The following is a 15,767-nucleotide window of genomic DNA, read 5'->3' on the forward strand; positions in this document are numbered from 1 at the left end:
GGCAAGCGAGGGGAGCGCGCCGGTGAGGGTCGCTGGGGATTCCGGATCTCCTCCGGTGGGTCCCAGCTCAGCCGACGCGCTGTCCAAGTACGAGAATTCGGGTGCGCATGGCACTGACCCTCCCCCCGGCACGCACCCACTGTCAAGTGGGTGGGACGGGAGTCTCACCATGTGGTCGCAGCGTCGTCCCACCGCCGAAGACGGCGGTCACCCCGGCGGCGTACGGCCCCGCACGGCCACCGGCGAGCACCGGTTCGGCCGGCCCGTGCGGCACCGGGTAGTGACCGGTCGTGAGCGCCCGGCGCAGCCGGTGCTCGTCCAGCGGGCCGGCGAAGGCCATCCCCTGACCGTGGGTGCAGCCCATCGCGCGCAGGGCGACCACCTGCTCGGGCAGGTCCACGCCGTCCGCCACGGACTGGAGCCCCAGGTCGCCCGCGATGCGCAGCAGACCACTTGTGATCTTGTGCAGGCGGGCGGACTCCACGACGCCCTCGACCAGGCCGCGGTCCAGCTTGAGCACGTCGACGGGGAGTCTTCTGAGCGCCGCGATCGCCCCGTGGCCGCTGCCGAAGCCGTCCAGCGCGATCCGGACGCCGAGCCGTCCGAGGGCGGCCAGGCGCCGCTCCAGCTCGTCCAGCGGAACCCGCGGGTCGGTGTCCGACAGCTCGATCGTCAGCGCCCCCGAGGGCAGCCCGTGCCGGGTCAGCAGGGCCTCGACGGTGCCGGGCGGCAGCGCGCGGTCCACCAGCCGGCGGGCGCCCATCCGGACCACCACGGACACGGCCAGGCCGGTGCGGGCGCGCTCGGCGGCCTGTTCGACGGCCTCCTCCAGCGTCCAGCGGCCCAGTTCGGCCGTCCGGTCGCCGTCCTCGGCCTCCCGCAGGAACTCGGCGGGGGTGAACAGCACGCCCTGGGCCGAACGCCAGCGCGCGTGGGCGGCGACCGATGTGATCCGGCCGTCGGCGAGGCAGACCACCGGCTGGTGCAGCAGGGTGAACTCGCCGTCGTGCAGCGCGGACCTGAGCCGGGTGGCCAGCCCCGCCCGGCGGACGACGTCCTGCTGCATCTGCGGTGCGTACAGCTCGACGCGTCCCTTGCCGGCCGCCTTGGCGCGGTACATGGCGAGGTCGGCGTTGCGCAGCAGCTCGCCCGCGCCGAGGCCCGGTTCGGCGAAGGCGACGCCGATGGACGCGGCGACCCGGACATCGTTGCCGTCGATGAGGTAGGGCTGCGACAGCGTCACTCTGAGGCGGTCGGCCAGCTCCAGGATGTGCCCTTCGCGTGCGCTGTGGTCGCGGGTGCCGTCCCCGACGATGAGGGCCGCGAACTCGTCACCGCCGAGCCGGGAGGCGGTGTCCCCGAGCCGGACCGCGGCCTGGAGTCTGTGCGCGGCCTGGACGAGGAGCTGGTCCCCGGCCTGGTGCCCGATGGTGTCGTTGACGCCCTTGAAGCCGTCGAGGTCGATGAAGAGCACGGCGGTGCCGCGGTCGGTGCTGCGGCGGCCGGAGAGCGCCTGCTGCACGCGCTTGGTGAACAGTGCGCGGTTGGGCAGGTCGGTGAGCGGGTCGTGCTCGGCGTTGTGCTGGAGCTGTGCCTGCAGGCGCACTCTCTCGGTGACGTCCCGGCTGTTGAAGATCAGGCCGCCGTGGTGGCGGTTGATGGTCGACTCGACGTTGAGCCAGCCTCCGGCGCCGGACCGGAAGCGGCACTCGATGCGTGTGGTGGGCTCCTCCAGCGGACCGGCGACGAGGAACCGGCGCACCTCGTGCACCACGCACCCCAGGTCCTCCGGGTGGATGAGACTGGCCAGTTCGGTGCCCACCAGTTCCTCGGCGGGCCGCCCGTACACCCCGGCGGCGGCCGGGGACACGTATCTCAGGATGCCGTTGGTCGCGGCGATCATGATGACGTCGCTGGAGCCCTGGACCAGGGAGCGGAAGTGGTTCTCCTTCTGGGCCAGTTCCTGGGTGAGGGTGATGTTGTCGAGCAGCATGATGCCCTGGCGTACGACGAGGGCGAGGACCACCGCGCCGGCGGTGATCAGGACCACGCGGTCGACGCTGTGGCCGTTGAGGACGTTGTAGAGGATCCCCAGCGTGCAGACGGCGGCGGCGAGGTAGGGGGTGAGGGCGGCGAGGGAGCCGGCGATGGGCCGGCCGGCCGGATACCGGTCGTGCTCGCCTCCCGGCGCGGGCGGCCGGGCGTACCCGCCGGGTCCCGCCGTGCGCTGCCCGGGAACGTGCCCGTGCGGCGCGCGGGTGTGCGTGCCGGGCGCGTGGCCGTCGGCCGCGGGTGCGACGGCGGGGGTGGCCTCGTCGGGCGCGCGCGCGTGCCCGTCGCTCCGGTGGTCCGCGTCCTCCCGCGCGGGAGCGTCGTGCGGGTGCCCGTCGGCCGCCGCGGGATCCTCCTCGGGGCGGGCCGCGTCGTGCTGCTCGGCGATCACCCCGACGCACCGGGAGGCGACCCAGGGGGCGTAGGCGAGGAGCAGCGAGCCGGCGAACCAGCCCGCGTCGAGGAGCTGCCCGGAGCGGTAGCTGTTGTGCAGCAGCGGCGAGGTGAACAGGGCGTCGCTCAGCACGGTCAGGGCCAGGCCGCCGATCGCGGTGTTCACGGCTCTGCGGTTGACCCGTGAGCGCCGGAAGTGCAGGGCGAGGACCATGCTGACCAGAGCGATGTCCAGCAGCGGGTAGGCCAGCGAGAGCGCGGTGTACGCGACGCTCGGTCCGTCGAACTTGGCCGCCTGGGCGAGTGCGAGGCTCCAGGAGAGGGTCAGCAGCGAGCCGCCGATCAGCCAGGCGTCCAGGGCCAGGCACACCCAGCCCGCCCTGTTCGCCGGCCGCTTGGCGAGCACCAGGAGACCGACGATCGCGGGCGGTGCGAAGCACAGGAAGAACAGGTCGGCGTAGCTGGGGCTGGGTACGGGCTCGTCGAGGACGACCTCGTACCACCCCCAGACCGCGTTGCCCAGGCACGCCATCGCCGAGGAGAGGGCGAACAGCAGCCAGGCGAGCCGGAAGCGGACGCGGTTGCTGCGCGCGTACAGCACGCACGAGACGGCCGCGGTGCCGGCCGCGGCGCTCAGCCCGAAGTCGCCCATGACCCGCGCCACCTCGCGCGAACCCCAGCCGGTGGCGGAACCGATGGCGTACCCCGCGCAGATCAGCGCCAGGGCGAACTGGGGAGCCAGTCTGCGGGCGCCGCCGACGGTGGTGGTCGGCCGGGTCGGCGGCGCCCCCGGCGAGGACTGGTCGCGCAGCGCTCCGCCGGGCACGGCCACGGCGGGCGGAGGGGGGCTCACCGGTCCCTCCCGGCCCACGCCGTCCGGCCCCGCGGGGCCGGGCACGCCGGGTGCGCGTTCCTTGCGCGGCCGCCGGGCCCGCGGTGCTGCTGCTGACCGCGGGGGTACGGGCCGCGTCCACGCGCTGCCGTGCGCCAGGGTTTGCGGTGGCGGCCCCGCCGCGTCGGATCGTTCGTCCATAGGCCGTGCATCGCCCGTCGCCCCCCTCACAGTCTGGAATGTCCGTCCCCGGCGCCGGAAGTGCCCGGCGCGACCCCTGCCGGGGACGATACACCAGTCTCGTCACTCAGGGACATAGCTTCTCTACGCTCCGTGACGAGTAGCGCATATGCGGGTACGCACCGCGTCCGGATGATCGCGGACGGTACCCGAAGCGGACTACGCGCCTGCCGCGCCCGCGGACCGTTCGTCCGCCGCACCCGCCGTACCCGTCGTGAGGACCACGTTGGCGAGCGGCTCCCGGTTCACGAAGCGGCGCAGCTGGCCCACCAGCAGCCGCTCGGCGCGCGGCCGGAACGCCGAGGTGGGGCCGCCGACGTGCGGGCTGATCAGCACGCCGGGAGCGTGCCACAGGGGGTGCCCGGGAGGCAGCGGCTCGGGGTCGGTGACGTCGAGGGCCGCGGTGATCCGGCCGGTTGCCAGCGCGGCCAGCAGCGCCCCGGTGTCGACGACGGGCCCGCGGGCGACGTTCACCAGCAGCGCGCCGTCCTTCATCCGGGCGAGGAAGTCGGCGTCGACCAGGCCGTGGGTGGCCTCCGTCAAGGGCGTGGAGAGGATGACGACGTCGGCTTCCGGGAGCAGCGAGGGCAGTTCGGTGAGTGGATGCACCGGACCGCGCGCCGATGCGCGTCCGGAGCGCGCCACGCGCGCCACCCGCGCGAGCTCGAAGGGCGTGAGCCGGTCCTCGATGGCGGCGCCGATCGCCCCGTAGCCGACGATGAGGACGCTCCGGTCCGCCAGCGCGGGCCGGAAGCCGCCCCGCCACTCGCCCCGGTCCTGGGCCCGCACGAAGCCTGGGATGCCGCGCAGCGAGGCGAGGACGAGGGCCAGGGCGAGCTCGGCGGTGCTCGCTTCGTGCACCCCGCGCGCGTTGCACAGCCGCACGCCGGCCGGCAGGTGCCTCAGGCCCTGCTCCACGTGGTCGGTCCCCGCGGTCAGCGTCTGCACCACCCGCACCGAGCCCATGCGGGGCATCGGGCGGACGCAGAGCTCGGCGGGCTTCATGTACGGCACCGCGTAGAGAACGCAGTCGGCCGGGTCCCCGGGGTACTCCTGACCGCCGTCGTCACCTCCGTCCCAGAACAGGTAGTTCGGGCCTTCGGGAAGTCCCTCGATCTCCTCCGGCGGGATGGGCAGCCACACGTCAGCAGTCATGCCCAGGAGGCTATGTCAGGGGTGCGCGGAGGCAGAGGTTAGGTTGGGGAACCGCAGGCGAGGGAGGGTTACGGCGAGGTGGAGCGCAGGACGATCGGCGCGGGGGCACTCGCGGCGGGGGCCGTAGGACTTGGGTGCATGCCGATGAGCTGGTCGTACGGCACGTCGCGGCAGCGGGGGGAGGCGTCGCTGCGGGCCGTGCTCCGGGCGCTCGACCTAGGGTCCACGCTCCTGGACACGGCCGACATGTACGGCCCGTTCACCAACGAACTGCTGCTGGGGCGGGCGCTGAAGGAGCGCCGGCCGGACGCCTTCGTCTCCACGAAGGTGGGGCTGCTGGTGGGCGAGCAGCACATCGTGGCCAACGGACGCCCGGGGTACGTGCGCCGGGCCTGCGACGCGTCGCTGCGGCGGCTGCAGACGGACGTGATCGACCTCTACCAGTTGCACCGGGCCGACCCGGAGGTGCCGGTCGAGGAGACCTGGGGGGCGATGGCGGAGCTGGTGCGGGCCGGGAAGGTGCGGGCGCTCGGTCTGTGCGCCGTGGGGGCGCGCGGCCGGCGCCGGTCCGGCGCGGGGATGCATGACGGAACGATCCGCCGGCTGGAGCGGGTGCAGCAGGTGTTCCCGGTGAGCGCGGTGCAGGCCGAGCTGTCGGTGTGGTCACCGGAGGCGCTGGAGTCCCTGCTCCCGTGGTGCGCGGCCCGGGGCGTCGGCTTCCTGGCCGCGATGCCGCTCGGCAACGGTTTCCTGACCGGCACGCTCACCCCCGGTCAGGGCTTCGAACCGGACGACCTGCGGGCCCGGCACCCGCGCTTCACCGCCGAGATGATGGCGGCGAACCAGCCGATCGTCGCGGGCCTGCGGCGGGTGGCCGCCCGGCACGGCGAGCAGGTCACCCCGGCCCAGGTGGCCCTGGCCTGGGTACTGGCCCAGGGTCGGCAGGTCGTCCCGATCCCGGGCACCAAGCAGGAGCGCTGGGTCACGGAGAACGCGGGAGCGGCGGAGCTTCGCCTGACGGCCCGGGACCTGGCGGAGGTGGCACGGCTGCCGGCGGCACGGGGGTCGTGGGACTGAGGCGCGCACGACGGGCCCGGGCGGCGAGGTCGTACGGCGACGGGGAGCCGGGCGCACGGCCGTGCGGCGGCCGGGAGAGGGCGAGAGAGGCCGGAGGGACGAACGAGGCCGGAAGGGTCGGAAGGGCCGCACGCCGACCGCACCCGGGCGGGGTTCGCACGTCGGTACGGCGGTTCGGCGGGCGTCGGTCCTCGACGCGGGGGAACCTGGTGCGCGCGGGCGGTGTATGAGAAGTGGGACCTGTCGTCAGGCTCCCGTCGTCCGTCCGGAGGGCGGGGCCGGGGGCGCCCTGCGGCCGGAGGCTCGGGGAGGGACTTCGACGACAGGGCCCGGGACCCGCCGACTCGAAGGGACGTGACCGTGCAACGTCGAGCTGTTCCATGTCTGCTGGCCGCCGCGCTCGTACTGGCGGCCGGGTGCTCGTCCGGGGGGTCGCCGTCCGGCGCGGGTCCCTCGACGCCCGGTCGTACGGCGGCGCCGTCCTCGTCCGCGGAGCGGCCGGCCGGGGAGAGCGCGCCACCGGCCAAGGGCTCGGTGAAGGTGCTGCGCACGGTGGCGCAGGGCCTGAACTCGCCGTGGGGTCTGGCCCCGCTCCCGGACGGCGGCCTGCTCGTCTCCTCCCGCGACCGCGGGACGATCACCCGGATCGACGAGCGGACGGGCCGCAAGACCGAGCTGGGCAGTGTGTCCGGAGTGGCGCCGCAGGGCGAGGGCGGCCTCCTCGGCATCGCCCTCTCCCCCGGCTACGCCTCCGACCACATGATCTACGCCTATTTCACCTCCGCCTCGGACAACCGCATCGTCCGGATGCTGTACGACGCGAAACGCCCGGCCGGGGGACAGCTCGGGGCACCGGACACGATCTTCAAGGGCATCCCCAAGGGGGTGGTCCACAACGGCGGCCGGATCGCCTTCGGCCCCGACGGCATGCTGTACGCGGGAACGGGCGAGAGCGGCGAGCGCGGTCTGGCCCAGGACAAGAAGTCCCTGGGCGGCAAGATCCTGCGCCTGACACCGGACGGCGCGCCCGCCCCGGGCAACCCGTTCCCCGACTCCCCGGTGTACTCCTACGGCCACCGCAACGTGCAGGGTCTCGCCTGGGACACCAGGCAGCGGCTGTTCGCCTCCGAGTTCGGCCAGGACACCTGGGACGAGCTGAACGCGATCGAGCCGGGCGGCAATTACGGCTGGCCGGACGTGGAAGGGAAGTCCGGCGACCCCGCCTTCCGCGACCCGGTGGCCCAGTGGCACACGGACCAGGCCTCACCCAGCGGCATCGCCTACAGCGGGGGATGTGTCTGGATGGCCGCCCTCAAGGGTGAGCGTCTGTGGCGCGTCCCGATGGAGGGCACGCGGGCCTCGGCGGCGCCCCAGGCGTTCCTGACCGGTGTCTACGGGCGTCTGCGCACGGTGGTCTCCGCGGGAGGCGGCCGGCTCTGGCTGGTCACCAGCAACACCGACGGCCGCGGCAAGCCGAGGAAGGGGGACGACCGGATCCTGGAACTGGAGGTGAGGTAGCCCGGTCGCTCACTCCTCGCCGCCGGGTTCCGGCTTCCGCGCGGCGGCCCGGGGCAGTCGTACGACGACCTTTCCGGAGGCGAGGTCGACCGGTCCCCGCCCGGGGTCGCCGTCCCCGACGTCCTCCCGGGTCAGCTCCAGCCGGTTCTCTTCGTCCCGGGTGTGCTTGCGGCTCGGCGCGAAGAGTTCCTCGAAGGCGTTGAACACGGTTGCTCCTTCCCGGTCCCGTCCACCGTACGGCTCATCCGGCCGCCGGGACGGTGAGCGTGTCGTGGGCGAACAGTTCCAGCCGGTGTGCCATCGCCGCCGCCTCGCCCCGGCCCGAGACGCCGAGCTTGGCCAGGATGTTGGAGACGTGGACGCTGGCCGTCTTGGGGGAGATGAACAGTTCCTCCGCTATCTGACGGTTGGTGCGCCCCTGGGAGACCAGGCGCAGGACGTCGCGTTCCCGGTTGGTGAGGCCGAGGGACTCCGCGGGATCGGTGGCGGCGCGCTGCCCCGGGGCGGGGACGAGGGGCAGGCGGGCGCGCCGGGCGAGCAGGGCCGCGGAGTCGGCGAGCGGACGGGCGCGCAGGTGCTCGGCGACGGCGTGGGCCAGGCGGAGCAGTTCGGTGGCCCGCTCGCGCTGGTCGTCGTCGGCGAGGAGCAGGGACTCGGCCAGCCGGAACCGGACCCGGGCGAGGTCGTAGGGGCGCTCCAGCGTCTCGAAGGCCGCGACGATCCCGGCCCAGTCCTCCGGCCGGTCGCGGCCCTCGGCGCGCAGCAGTTCGGCGCGCACCCAGCGTTCGTGTGCCTGCCACACGGGGACACCGGTGGCCAGCGAGCGGGCGGCCCGCCGGATGCGTTCGAGGGTGTCGGGGCGTTCCGGGCCGGCGGCGGGCCGCCCGGCCGCGTGGGCCTCCATGGTGGCGGCGGCGAGCAGCAGGGGCCAGCCGTAGCGGTGGGTGCCGGCCGGGAAGCCGGCGTCCAGGACGCGTTCGAGTTCGGCACGGGCGTCCGGCAGCCGGCCTTCGGCCGCGGCGATGCCGATCGCGATCCGGGCCAGGGGCAGGGCGTGCTGCGGTGCGCGCTCGTGCACACCGAAGTGCTTCCAGGCGTCGTCGAGGTGGCGGGACGCATCGGCACGGTCGCCGCGGGCGAAGGCGAGTTCGGCGCGTATCCGCGCGTGGAAGGCGCGCGGTTTGGCGCTCCGGCCGACGCGCCAGGACCGGGACGCCGCCTCGGCGGACTCCTCCCAACGGCCCAGGCTGAACAGTGACTCGGCGAGGTTGCCCCACACCCAGGCCTCCTGGTCGAGCAGGCCGGAGCGCCGGGTGAAGGCGATGCCCTCCTCCAGCAGGGGCACGGCCTCCCGGGAGCGGCCGACGGACTCCAGCTCGGAGGGCAGGTTGACGAAGGAGCGTCCGGCGACGGCGAGGATGCCGTGCTCCACGGTGTGCCGGTTGACCTCGTACATCTCGGCGAGTCCGGCGTCGATGTCGCCGGCTTCGACCATGAGGCCGCCGAGGGTGAGGCGGGCGGACATCTCGACCTCGCAGGCGCCGACCATGCGCGCGTACTCCACGGCCCGTTCCGCGGCCGAGAACGCCTCGGGGCCCGGCATGTGGACCATGGACCAGTTGGCGACGTTGGCGAGCACCTCGGCGTGCACCTCGGACGGCGGCAGGCCGCGCACCAGCTCCTGCGCGGTGGCCAGTTCGCGCCAGCCGTCGCCCTGGGACCTCGCCTCGACCAGGCGGGAGCGCTGGCTCCAGAACCAGGCGGCGCGCAACGGGTCGTGCTCGTCCTCCAGGAGGCGCAGCCCCCGTTTGATGATCTTCATCGCGCGGTCCCGTTCCCCGCAGAAGCGGCCCGCGACCGCGGCCTCGGCCAGCAGGTCGAGGTAGCGCAGGGGGGTGGTCGCCGGGTCACCGCCGCAGGGCGTGTAGGCCTCGGTGTAGTCGGCCGGACGCAGCCGCGCCCGTACCTCCGGCGGGGCGGCGTCCCACAGTTCCATCGCCCTCTCCAGCAGGCGCAGTTGTTCGCTGTAGGCATGCCGGGCGCGGGCCGCGACGGAGGCGTCCAGGACGGCGGGGAGGGCCTTGGCCGGGTCGTGGGCGTGGTACCAGTAACTGGCCAGGCGCATGACGCGCTGATCGGCCGGGGCGAGCGTCGGATCGGCCTCCAGCGCCTCGGCGTAGCGGCGGTTGAGGCGCGAGCGTTCGCCGGGCAGCAGGTCGTCGCTGACGGCCTCGCGGACCAGGGAGTGCCGGAAGCGGTAGCCGTCGCCGGTGGGCGCGGCGACGAGGATGTTGGTGTTCACCGCGGCCCGCAACGCCTCGATGAGGTCGTCCTCGGTGAGCCGGGCCACGGCGGCGAGCAGCCGGTACTCGACGGTGGACCCGCCCTCGGCGGCGATCCGGACGACCTGCTCGGCCGGCTCGGGCAGCGTCTCGACGCGGACCAGGAGCAGGTCGCGCAGGGAGTCGCTGAGGTACGGGCAGCCCTCGTTGGCACAGACGGCGAGTTCCTCGACGAAGAAGGCGTTGCCGTCGGAGCGTTCGAAGATCTCGTCGATCTGGGCGGGGGCCGGTTCGGTGGCGAGGATGCCGGCGAGCTGGCGGCCGACCTCCTGGCGGGTGAAGGGGGCGAGCTCGATGCGCTGGACCGTGCGCAGCCGGTCGAGTTCGGCGAGCAGCGGGCGGAGCGGGTGGCGGCGGTGGATGTCGTCGGAGCGGTAGCTGGCCAGGACGATCAGGCGGCCGGTGCGCAGGTTGCGGAAGAGGTAGGCGAGGAGGTGCCGGGTGGAGGCGTCGGCCCAGTGCAGGTCCTCCAGGGCGAGGACGACGGTGTGCTCGGCGGCGACCTGCTCCAGCAGGCGGGCGGTGAGTTCGAAGAGACGGGCCATGCCCTCCTCGTCGTGCCGGCCGGTGCCGCGCGCGGCGGTCTGTTCGCCGAGTTCGGGCAGCAGGCGGGCGAGTTCCTCCTCCTGGCCGGAGGCAGCGGCGGCGAGTTCGCCGGGCAGTTCGCGGCGCAGGGCGCGCAGGGCGGCGGAGAAGGGGGCGAAGGGCAGTCCGTCGGCGCCGATCTCCACACAGCCGCCGAGCGCGACGACGGCGCCCCGGCGGGCGGCGGCGCCGGCGAACTCCTCGATCAGCCGGGTCTTCCCCACGCCGGCCTCGCCGCCGAGCAGCAGCGCCTGTGGCTCCCCCGCGGCCACGCGGGCGAGTGCTTCGCGCATCGTGCCGAGCTCGTTCGCACGGCCGACGAACACCGGACTGACGGACCTGTTCTCCACAGGCCCGAGCATCGCACGCGGGTCCGGCGGTCCGGGACGGGTTTTCGGGTCGGGGACCGCCGCGAGGGCGGGACCGGCCGGTGCCGCCACGCCGGGTGCGGGCACTGCCGGCAGGTCCTGACGGGGGCCGGCCGACGGGGCCTGGCGGAAGTGCGCCGGGGTGCTCGGGGCGGCGGTCGCCCCGGCGGGCGGGGCGGCGGGCGGCCCGGCGGGCGGGAAGGGGCGGGCGCGGCTCCGGGCGGGCCGGGGAAGGCGCCGGTCCTCCCCCGTGGGGCCGGCGCCCCGTGCCCCGGCGCTCATGCGGCGGGGGTGAACCGGTGCCGGCGCAACGGCCGGCTATGGGTTTCCGCCTCCGGGGCGTCCTGGCCGGCCGAACGGCGGGCGGACCGGCGGATGCGGGCGGCCGTACGGACCAGACGCGCCTGCTCGGCCTCGCGGCGCAGCTCGGCGGAACGGAGCTGGTGGTACTCGTACTCGAACACGGTCTCTCCCTGGTGAGGTGGTTCACGGCATCGCTCGGGGCGATGCGTCCACTCTCGTTTCCCAGGGGGGCCGGCCACATCGGGAGAGTTCCGCATCCCGGGCGGCGTCCGGGGCCTTAGAGGCGACCGGGGAGATCCTCAGGGCGGCCGTAAGGCACCTGCGGCCGCCCTGAGGTACCGCGCTCAGCGGGGGCGGGGTGTCAGGCGGACGGCAGTCCGAGCAGGGCGTCGGTGTACTTCAGCACGGCCAGCAGCAGGCCGACGACGCCCAGCACCACGCCCGCCCAGGCGACCGACTTGATCCACGGGGCCTGCGGTGCGCGCACGGCTCCGAACGCGGGCCGGGCGAGGACCACGACGCCGACGATCAGGGCGACGAGCGCGAACAGCCCGCCCCACAGAGCGGTGGTGTGCCAGGCGTCGCCGTAGACCTCCTTGATCTGCTTGGCGACGCTCGCGGAGGTCGAGGTCCGCAGCTGGCCGATCAGCTGTTCACGCGCGCCGGCGACGGTGCCGAGCCAGCTGCCGCTCAGCGAGACCATGCCGAGAGCGGCGGAGACGACGGCGCCCGCGCCCTGACCCACCCCGGACGGAGCCGCCCCCGCCGCACCGGTCTCGCCGGCCTCGCCGGCCTCGCCGGCCTCGCCGGCCTCGCCGGCCTCGGCCTCGGCCTCGGTCCACGTCTCCTCGGCGTCGTCGCGCGGGCCGTGTCCGTCGCGTGGTCCGGCCGCGCCGGCGTCGGGCGTGTCCGACTCGGTGGCGTCCGCCGCCTCCTGGTCGTCCTTCGCCTCGGCCCCGGTCGCGGCTCCGGCTTCCTGTGCGGTCCTTGTTCCCATGCCGAGCACCGTACGGACGCTCTCTGAGAGGTCCCTTAACGATCGTCGCGTGCGGCGCCCGCGCGAGCCGCACGCCACTCGGGAGCGAGCACCGCCCACACCTCCATGTCCTGGCGCACGCCCCGGTAGGGGAAGCTCTCGCGGAGCACACCCTCGCGGGTCAGACCCAGTCGCCGTGCCGCCCTGACGCTCGGCTCGTTGGCCGAGGAGGCGTGCCACTCCACCCGGTGCATACCGCGCTCGTCGAACGCCCAGTCGATCAGCACCCGGGCTCCGCGGGTGACGAGCCCGCGCCCGGTCCCGGCGGGCTCCAGCCAGCAGCCGATCTCACAGGTGCCGGTCGCCGCGTCGAAGACCCGGAACAGCAGCCCGCCGACCAGCTTGTCCTCCAGCCACAGCCCGTGCAGGAAGCCGCTGTCGGAGGCGTGCCGGTCTGCGTAGGACCGCAGGAGGGCACGCGCGGACTCCAGGTCCGTGGCTTTCGCTCCGAACGGTATGTGCCGGGTGATGAACTCCCGCCCCCGGTCCAGGTGCGCGAGGAACTCCTCGGCGTGCCAGGGCTCCAGTGGACGCAGTTCGGCATGGTCGTCACCCAGGGATATCGCGTACATCCCGCTGCTGCTCCTTCGTCAGTGCTTCCACGACGTCGGTGAGCTTCTCATGGGCGGCGGCGCGGCACTCCGGCGGTTCGATGCTGATCCGGGGCAACACCCGGTCGAGCCGACGCGGCAGCCACCAGTTGGCACGGCCGAGCAGGTGCATCAGGGCGGGCACGAGCAGGGTGCGCAGCACGAAGGCGTCGAGGGCGACGGCGGCGGCGAGCGCGATGCCGAACATGGCGATCACCCGGTCGCCGCCGAGCACGAAGGCGAGGAAGACCGAGATCATGATGACCGCGGCCGAGTTGATCACCCGGCTGGTCTCGGCGAGGCCGACCCGGACGGCACGGCGGTTGTCGCCGGTCTCCAGCCACTCCTCGTACATCCGGCTGACCAGGAAGACCTGATAGTCCATGGAGAGGCCGAAGAGCACCGAGACCATGATCACGGGCAGGAAGGGCTCGATGGGGCCGGCCCGGCCCAGGCCGAGGAACTCGCTGCCCCAGCCCCACTGGAAGATCGCGACGACGACGCCGAAGGCGGCGGCGACGGCGGCGATGTTCATGGCGGCGGCCTTGAGCGGGATGCCCAGCGACCTGAAGGCGAGCAGCAGCAGGACGCAGCCGAGGCCGACGACCACGCCGACGAAGAGCGGCAGGCGGTCGACGATGACACCGGCGAAGTCGTCGTATCCGGCGGTGACGCCGCCGACCTGCACGTCGAGCGAGGTACCGGTCTCAGCCCTGGGCAGCACCTCGGTGCGCAGCCGGTCGACGAGGTCGCTGGTGTGCTGCGACTGGGGCGCCGAGTCGGGGACGACGGTCAGGTAGGCGGTGGTGCCGCCGGTGTTGTAGGTGGCGGGGGTGACCGCGGCGACGCCCTCGGTGGCCCGCAGGGTGGTGTCGAGGTTGTCGAGGGCGAGCCTGCCCGCGGCGCCGTCCACCCGGGTCACCAGGGTCAGCGGTCCGTTGACCCCCGGCCCGAAGCCCTCGGCGATGAGGTCGTACGCCCGCCGGGTGGTCGCCGACTTCGGGTCGTTGCCCTGGTCGGATGTGCCCAGGTGGAGGGAGAACGTGGGCAGGGCGAGCACGGTGACGACGCCCAGGGCCAGGACGCCGAGCAGCTTGGGGTGGCGTTCGACGAAGGCCGACCAGCGGGCGGCGAACCCGGTGGGCACCTCGGGTTCGGGACCGTGCTCGGCCAGTCGGCGCCGCTCGCGCCGGCTCAGGGCGCGGGGACCGATGTAGGACAGCAGGGCGGGCAGCAGGGTCACCGAGGCCGCCACCGTGAGGACGACGGTGGACGCGGCGGCGACCGCCACCCCGTTGAGGAAGCCGAGGCGCAGGATCAGCATGCCCAGCAGGGCGATGCACACGGTGGCGCCCGCGAAGACGACGGCGCGTCCGGTGGTGGCGACGGCGTTCGTGGCCGCCTCGGTGGTGCCGAGGCCGCGTTTCAGTCCGCGCCGGTGCCGGGTGACGATGAACAGCGCGTAGTCGATGCCGACGCCCAGTCCGATCAGCATGCCCAGCATCGGTGCGAACTCGGCCACCGTCATGGCGTGTCCGAGGAGTCCGATGGCGCCGTAGGCGGTGCCGACGCTCACCAGCGCGGTGGCGATGGGCAGCAGCGAGGCGGCCGGGGAGCCGAACGCCAGGAAGAGCACGACGGCGGCCACGGCCACGCCGACGACCTCGGCGAGGTGCCCGCCGGAGGACTGGGTGGCGCCGATCGCGCTGCCGCCGAGCTCCACCTGCAGCCCGTCGCTCTGGGCGGCCTTGGCCGCGCCGACGACGGCCTGCGCCTCGGACTTGCCGATGTCCTGGGCGGGGTGGTCGAAGGTGACCGTCGCGTACGCGGTGTGCCCGTCGCGGCTGATCTGGTCCGCGCCCTGGCCCTTGTAGGGGCTGGTCACCGAGGCGACGCCGGGCAGGGTCGCGATCCGGTCCAGGGTGCGGCTCATCGTCTGCTCGACGTCGGCGGCCCGCACATCACCGGGCGTGGTGCGCCAGACGACGGTGTCGCTGTCGCCGCCGAGCCCCGGGAAGCCCTCGCGCAGCAGTTGGGTGGCTCGGCCCGACTCGGTGCCGGGGACCTCGTAGTCGTTCGAGTACGCCGGGCCCGCGACCGCGGCGGCCACGGTGACTCCGCCGAGGGCGAGGAGCCAGAGCAGAACGGTGACAAGGCGGTGCCGGACACACCAACGCGCGAGGGCTGCCACGAACGTGCTCCCAGGTGACTGTTTGGGGATCTTTGACCGGGAACAGTCGTCCATGAACTGAACAGCCCGCAAAGAACACATGAGCAAGGTGAGGACACTCTTGCAGGTGAATGTGATCGTTTTCCGTTTTCGTGGCGCTATTCACATGACTGCGATCCAATTCACAGGGCAGTCGGGTGAGGTTTGTCGGAGGGCTGTCACGACGAGGCCGGTCAACCCGCGAAGCGTCCGCGGGGTCGTACGGCGCGGCGGGCCGGATCGTCCGGTGCGCGGGCCGGGTCGTGCAGTGCGGCGGGCCGGGTCGTCCGGACGTGGCGGGCCGGGTCGCGGGACAGGGCCGGCCGGATCGTCCGGCGTGGCGGACCGGGTCGTCCGGGCGTGGCGGACCGGATCGTGGGGCGCGGACCGTTCCGTCCGGCGCCGGCGCCCGGCGCTGTCGCTCGGCGCGCCGTCGTGCGGGGCGGCCGCGGTCAGTCGGACTGGTCGCCGAGCGCCATCACCATCACTCCGGCGATCATCAGCCACAACGCCCGCCGGGTGCGGCCCCGGGAGCCGAGGAGCGCCGCGACCGCGCAGACGGCCGCCCCGGCGGCGTAGGCGGCGGCGACGAGGACCGGGGCCGAGCCGGCGAGTCGCAGCAGCGACGCGGCGAGCCCGGCGAGTGTCAGCAGGCCGGCGGCCCCGGCCGCCGTCCAGCGCGCCCGGCGCGCCACCTGCGCGGGGCCCTGGGGTCCGTCCTCGGGGCCACCCTCATGGCCGTCCTCGGCGCCGTCGGGCAGGGCGCCGTCGGGCAGGCCGGGTGTCCCGGGCTCTAGCGGGACGGCGGCGGACTCGGAGGCGTCCCGTTCGCCGGCGGCTCCGGCCGCGTCCCGCGCGCCGGCGGCCTGGACGTCGTCCGTCCGGGGTATCTGGGCGGGTGTTTCGGAATCGGCGCGTCCACTCATGGCGGGCGAGCGTAGCGCCCCCGGCCCGGCGGCCGGCGGCGGGGTCGGCCCGGCGGCCGGTGACCGGCGGCGGGGTCGGCGACCGGAGTCAGTGCTGGCCGGGGGCGACGGCGGGGTCGGCGACCGGGGTCGACGGCAGGG

Annotated in this window: 11 protein-coding genes; 2 read left to right on the plus strand and 9 right to left on the minus strand. The window is 74.2% G+C overall.

The features are described 5' to 3' along the window. Nucleotides 1-142 precede the first annotated feature (142 nt). Together ACF061_RS17750 and ACF061_RS17755 are read right to left on the minus strand one after the other, a co-directional pair. Entirely contained in the window at nt 143-3,298 is a 3,156-nt protein-coding gene (locus ACF061_RS17750) for a putative bifunctional diguanylate cyclase/phosphodiesterase (protein ID WP_392267789.1), read from the minus strand. 378 nt (nt 3,299-3,676) lie between these two features. Continuing rightward, nucleotides 3,677-4,672, minus strand: a complete 996-nt coding sequence (locus ACF061_RS17755) for a 2-hydroxyacid dehydrogenase (protein ID WP_392267790.1) — start codon at nt 4,670-4,672, stop codon at nt 3,677-3,679. A gap of 78 nt (nt 4,673-4,750) precedes the next feature. Between ACF061_RS17755 and ACF061_RS17760 the strand changes: the two genes are divergently transcribed. After that, on the plus strand, nt 4,751-5,749 hold the full coding sequence (locus ACF061_RS17760; protein WP_392267791.1) for an aldo/keto reductase: 999 nt from the start codon (nt 4,751-4,753) through the stop codon (nt 5,747-5,749). Between the two features lie 360 nt (nt 5,750-6,109). Continuing rightward, entirely contained in the window at nt 6,110-7,267 is a 1,158-nt protein-coding gene (locus ACF061_RS17765; protein ID WP_392267792.1) for a PQQ-dependent sugar dehydrogenase, read from the plus strand. A gap of 9 nt (nt 7,268-7,276) precedes the next feature. On the opposite strand, the gene ACF061_RS17770 is transcribed toward ACF061_RS17765, so the two are convergent. The 7 genes from ACF061_RS17770 to ACF061_RS17800 form a co-directional block, all read right to left on the minus strand. After that, the gene (locus ACF061_RS17770; protein ID WP_392267793.1) at nt 7,277-7,474 is read right to left on the minus strand and encodes a DUF6191 domain-containing protein; all 198 of its coding nucleotides are present in this window, start codon (nt 7,472-7,474) and stop codon (nt 7,277-7,279) included. 34 nt (nt 7,475-7,508) lie between these two features. Continuing rightward, the gene (locus ACF061_RS17775) at nt 7,509-10,556 is read right to left on the minus strand and encodes an AAA family ATPase (protein WP_392267794.1); all 3,048 of its coding nucleotides are present in this window, start codon (nt 10,554-10,556) and stop codon (nt 7,509-7,511) included. A gap of 284 nt (nt 10,557-10,840) precedes the next feature. Then, a complete protein-coding gene (locus ACF061_RS17780; protein ID WP_392267795.1) occupies nt 10,841-11,026 on the minus strand; it encodes a hypothetical protein in 186 nt (61 codons plus the stop codon). Nucleotides 11,027-11,226: 200 nt separating this feature from the next. Next, nucleotides 11,227-11,862 (minus strand): hypothetical protein, encoded by a 636-nt coding sequence (locus tag ACF061_RS17785; protein ID WP_392267796.1) that lies wholly within the window; start codon nt 11,860-11,862, stop codon nt 11,227-11,229. 35 nt (nt 11,863-11,897) lie between these two features. Continuing rightward, nucleotides 11,898-12,473, minus strand: a complete 576-nt coding sequence (locus ACF061_RS17790) for a GNAT family N-acetyltransferase (protein WP_392267797.1) — start codon at nt 12,471-12,473, stop codon at nt 11,898-11,900. Further along, a complete protein-coding gene (locus ACF061_RS17795) occupies nt 12,451-14,682 on the minus strand; it encodes an MMPL family transporter (RefSeq protein ID WP_392267798.1) in 2,232 nt (743 codons plus the stop codon). The genes ACF061_RS17790 and ACF061_RS17795 overlap by 23 nt, the downstream gene beginning before the upstream one ends. A gap of 470 nt (nt 14,683-15,152) precedes the next feature. After that, nucleotides 15,153-15,626 carry a hypothetical protein gene (locus ACF061_RS17800; protein WP_392267799.1) on the minus strand — a complete coding sequence of 158 codons (474 nt, stop codon included), beginning with the start codon at nt 15,624-15,626 and terminating at the stop codon, nt 15,153-15,155. Nucleotides 15,627-15,767: the final 141 nt, after the last annotated feature.

The organism is Streptomyces sp. NPDC015220, assembly GCF_043079345.1.
Lineage (GTDB): Bacteria > Actinomycetota > Actinomycetes > Streptomycetales > Streptomycetaceae > Streptomyces.

Excerpts from the sequence above, each read along its gene's own strand:
- ACF061_RS17755 (WP_392267790.1), bottom strand. The coding sequence starts at position 4,672 with ATGACTGCTGACGTGTGGCTGCCCATCCCGCCGGAGGAGATCGAGGGA.
- ACF061_RS17775 (WP_392267794.1), bottom strand. The coding sequence starts at position 10,556 with ATGCTCGGGCCTGTGGAGAACAGGTCCGTCAGTCCGGTGTTCGTCGGC.
- ACF061_RS17785 (WP_392267796.1), bottom strand. The coding sequence starts at position 11,862 with ATGGGAACAAGGACCGCACAGGAAGCCGGAGCCGCGACCGGGGCCGAG.
- ACF061_RS17790 (WP_392267797.1), bottom strand. The coding sequence starts at position 12,473 with ATGTACGCGATATCCCTGGGTGACGACCATGCCGAACTGCGTCCACTG.
- ACF061_RS17800 (WP_392267799.1), bottom strand. The coding sequence starts at position 15,626 with ATGAGTGGACGCGCCGATTCCGAAACACCCGCCCAGATACCCCGGACG.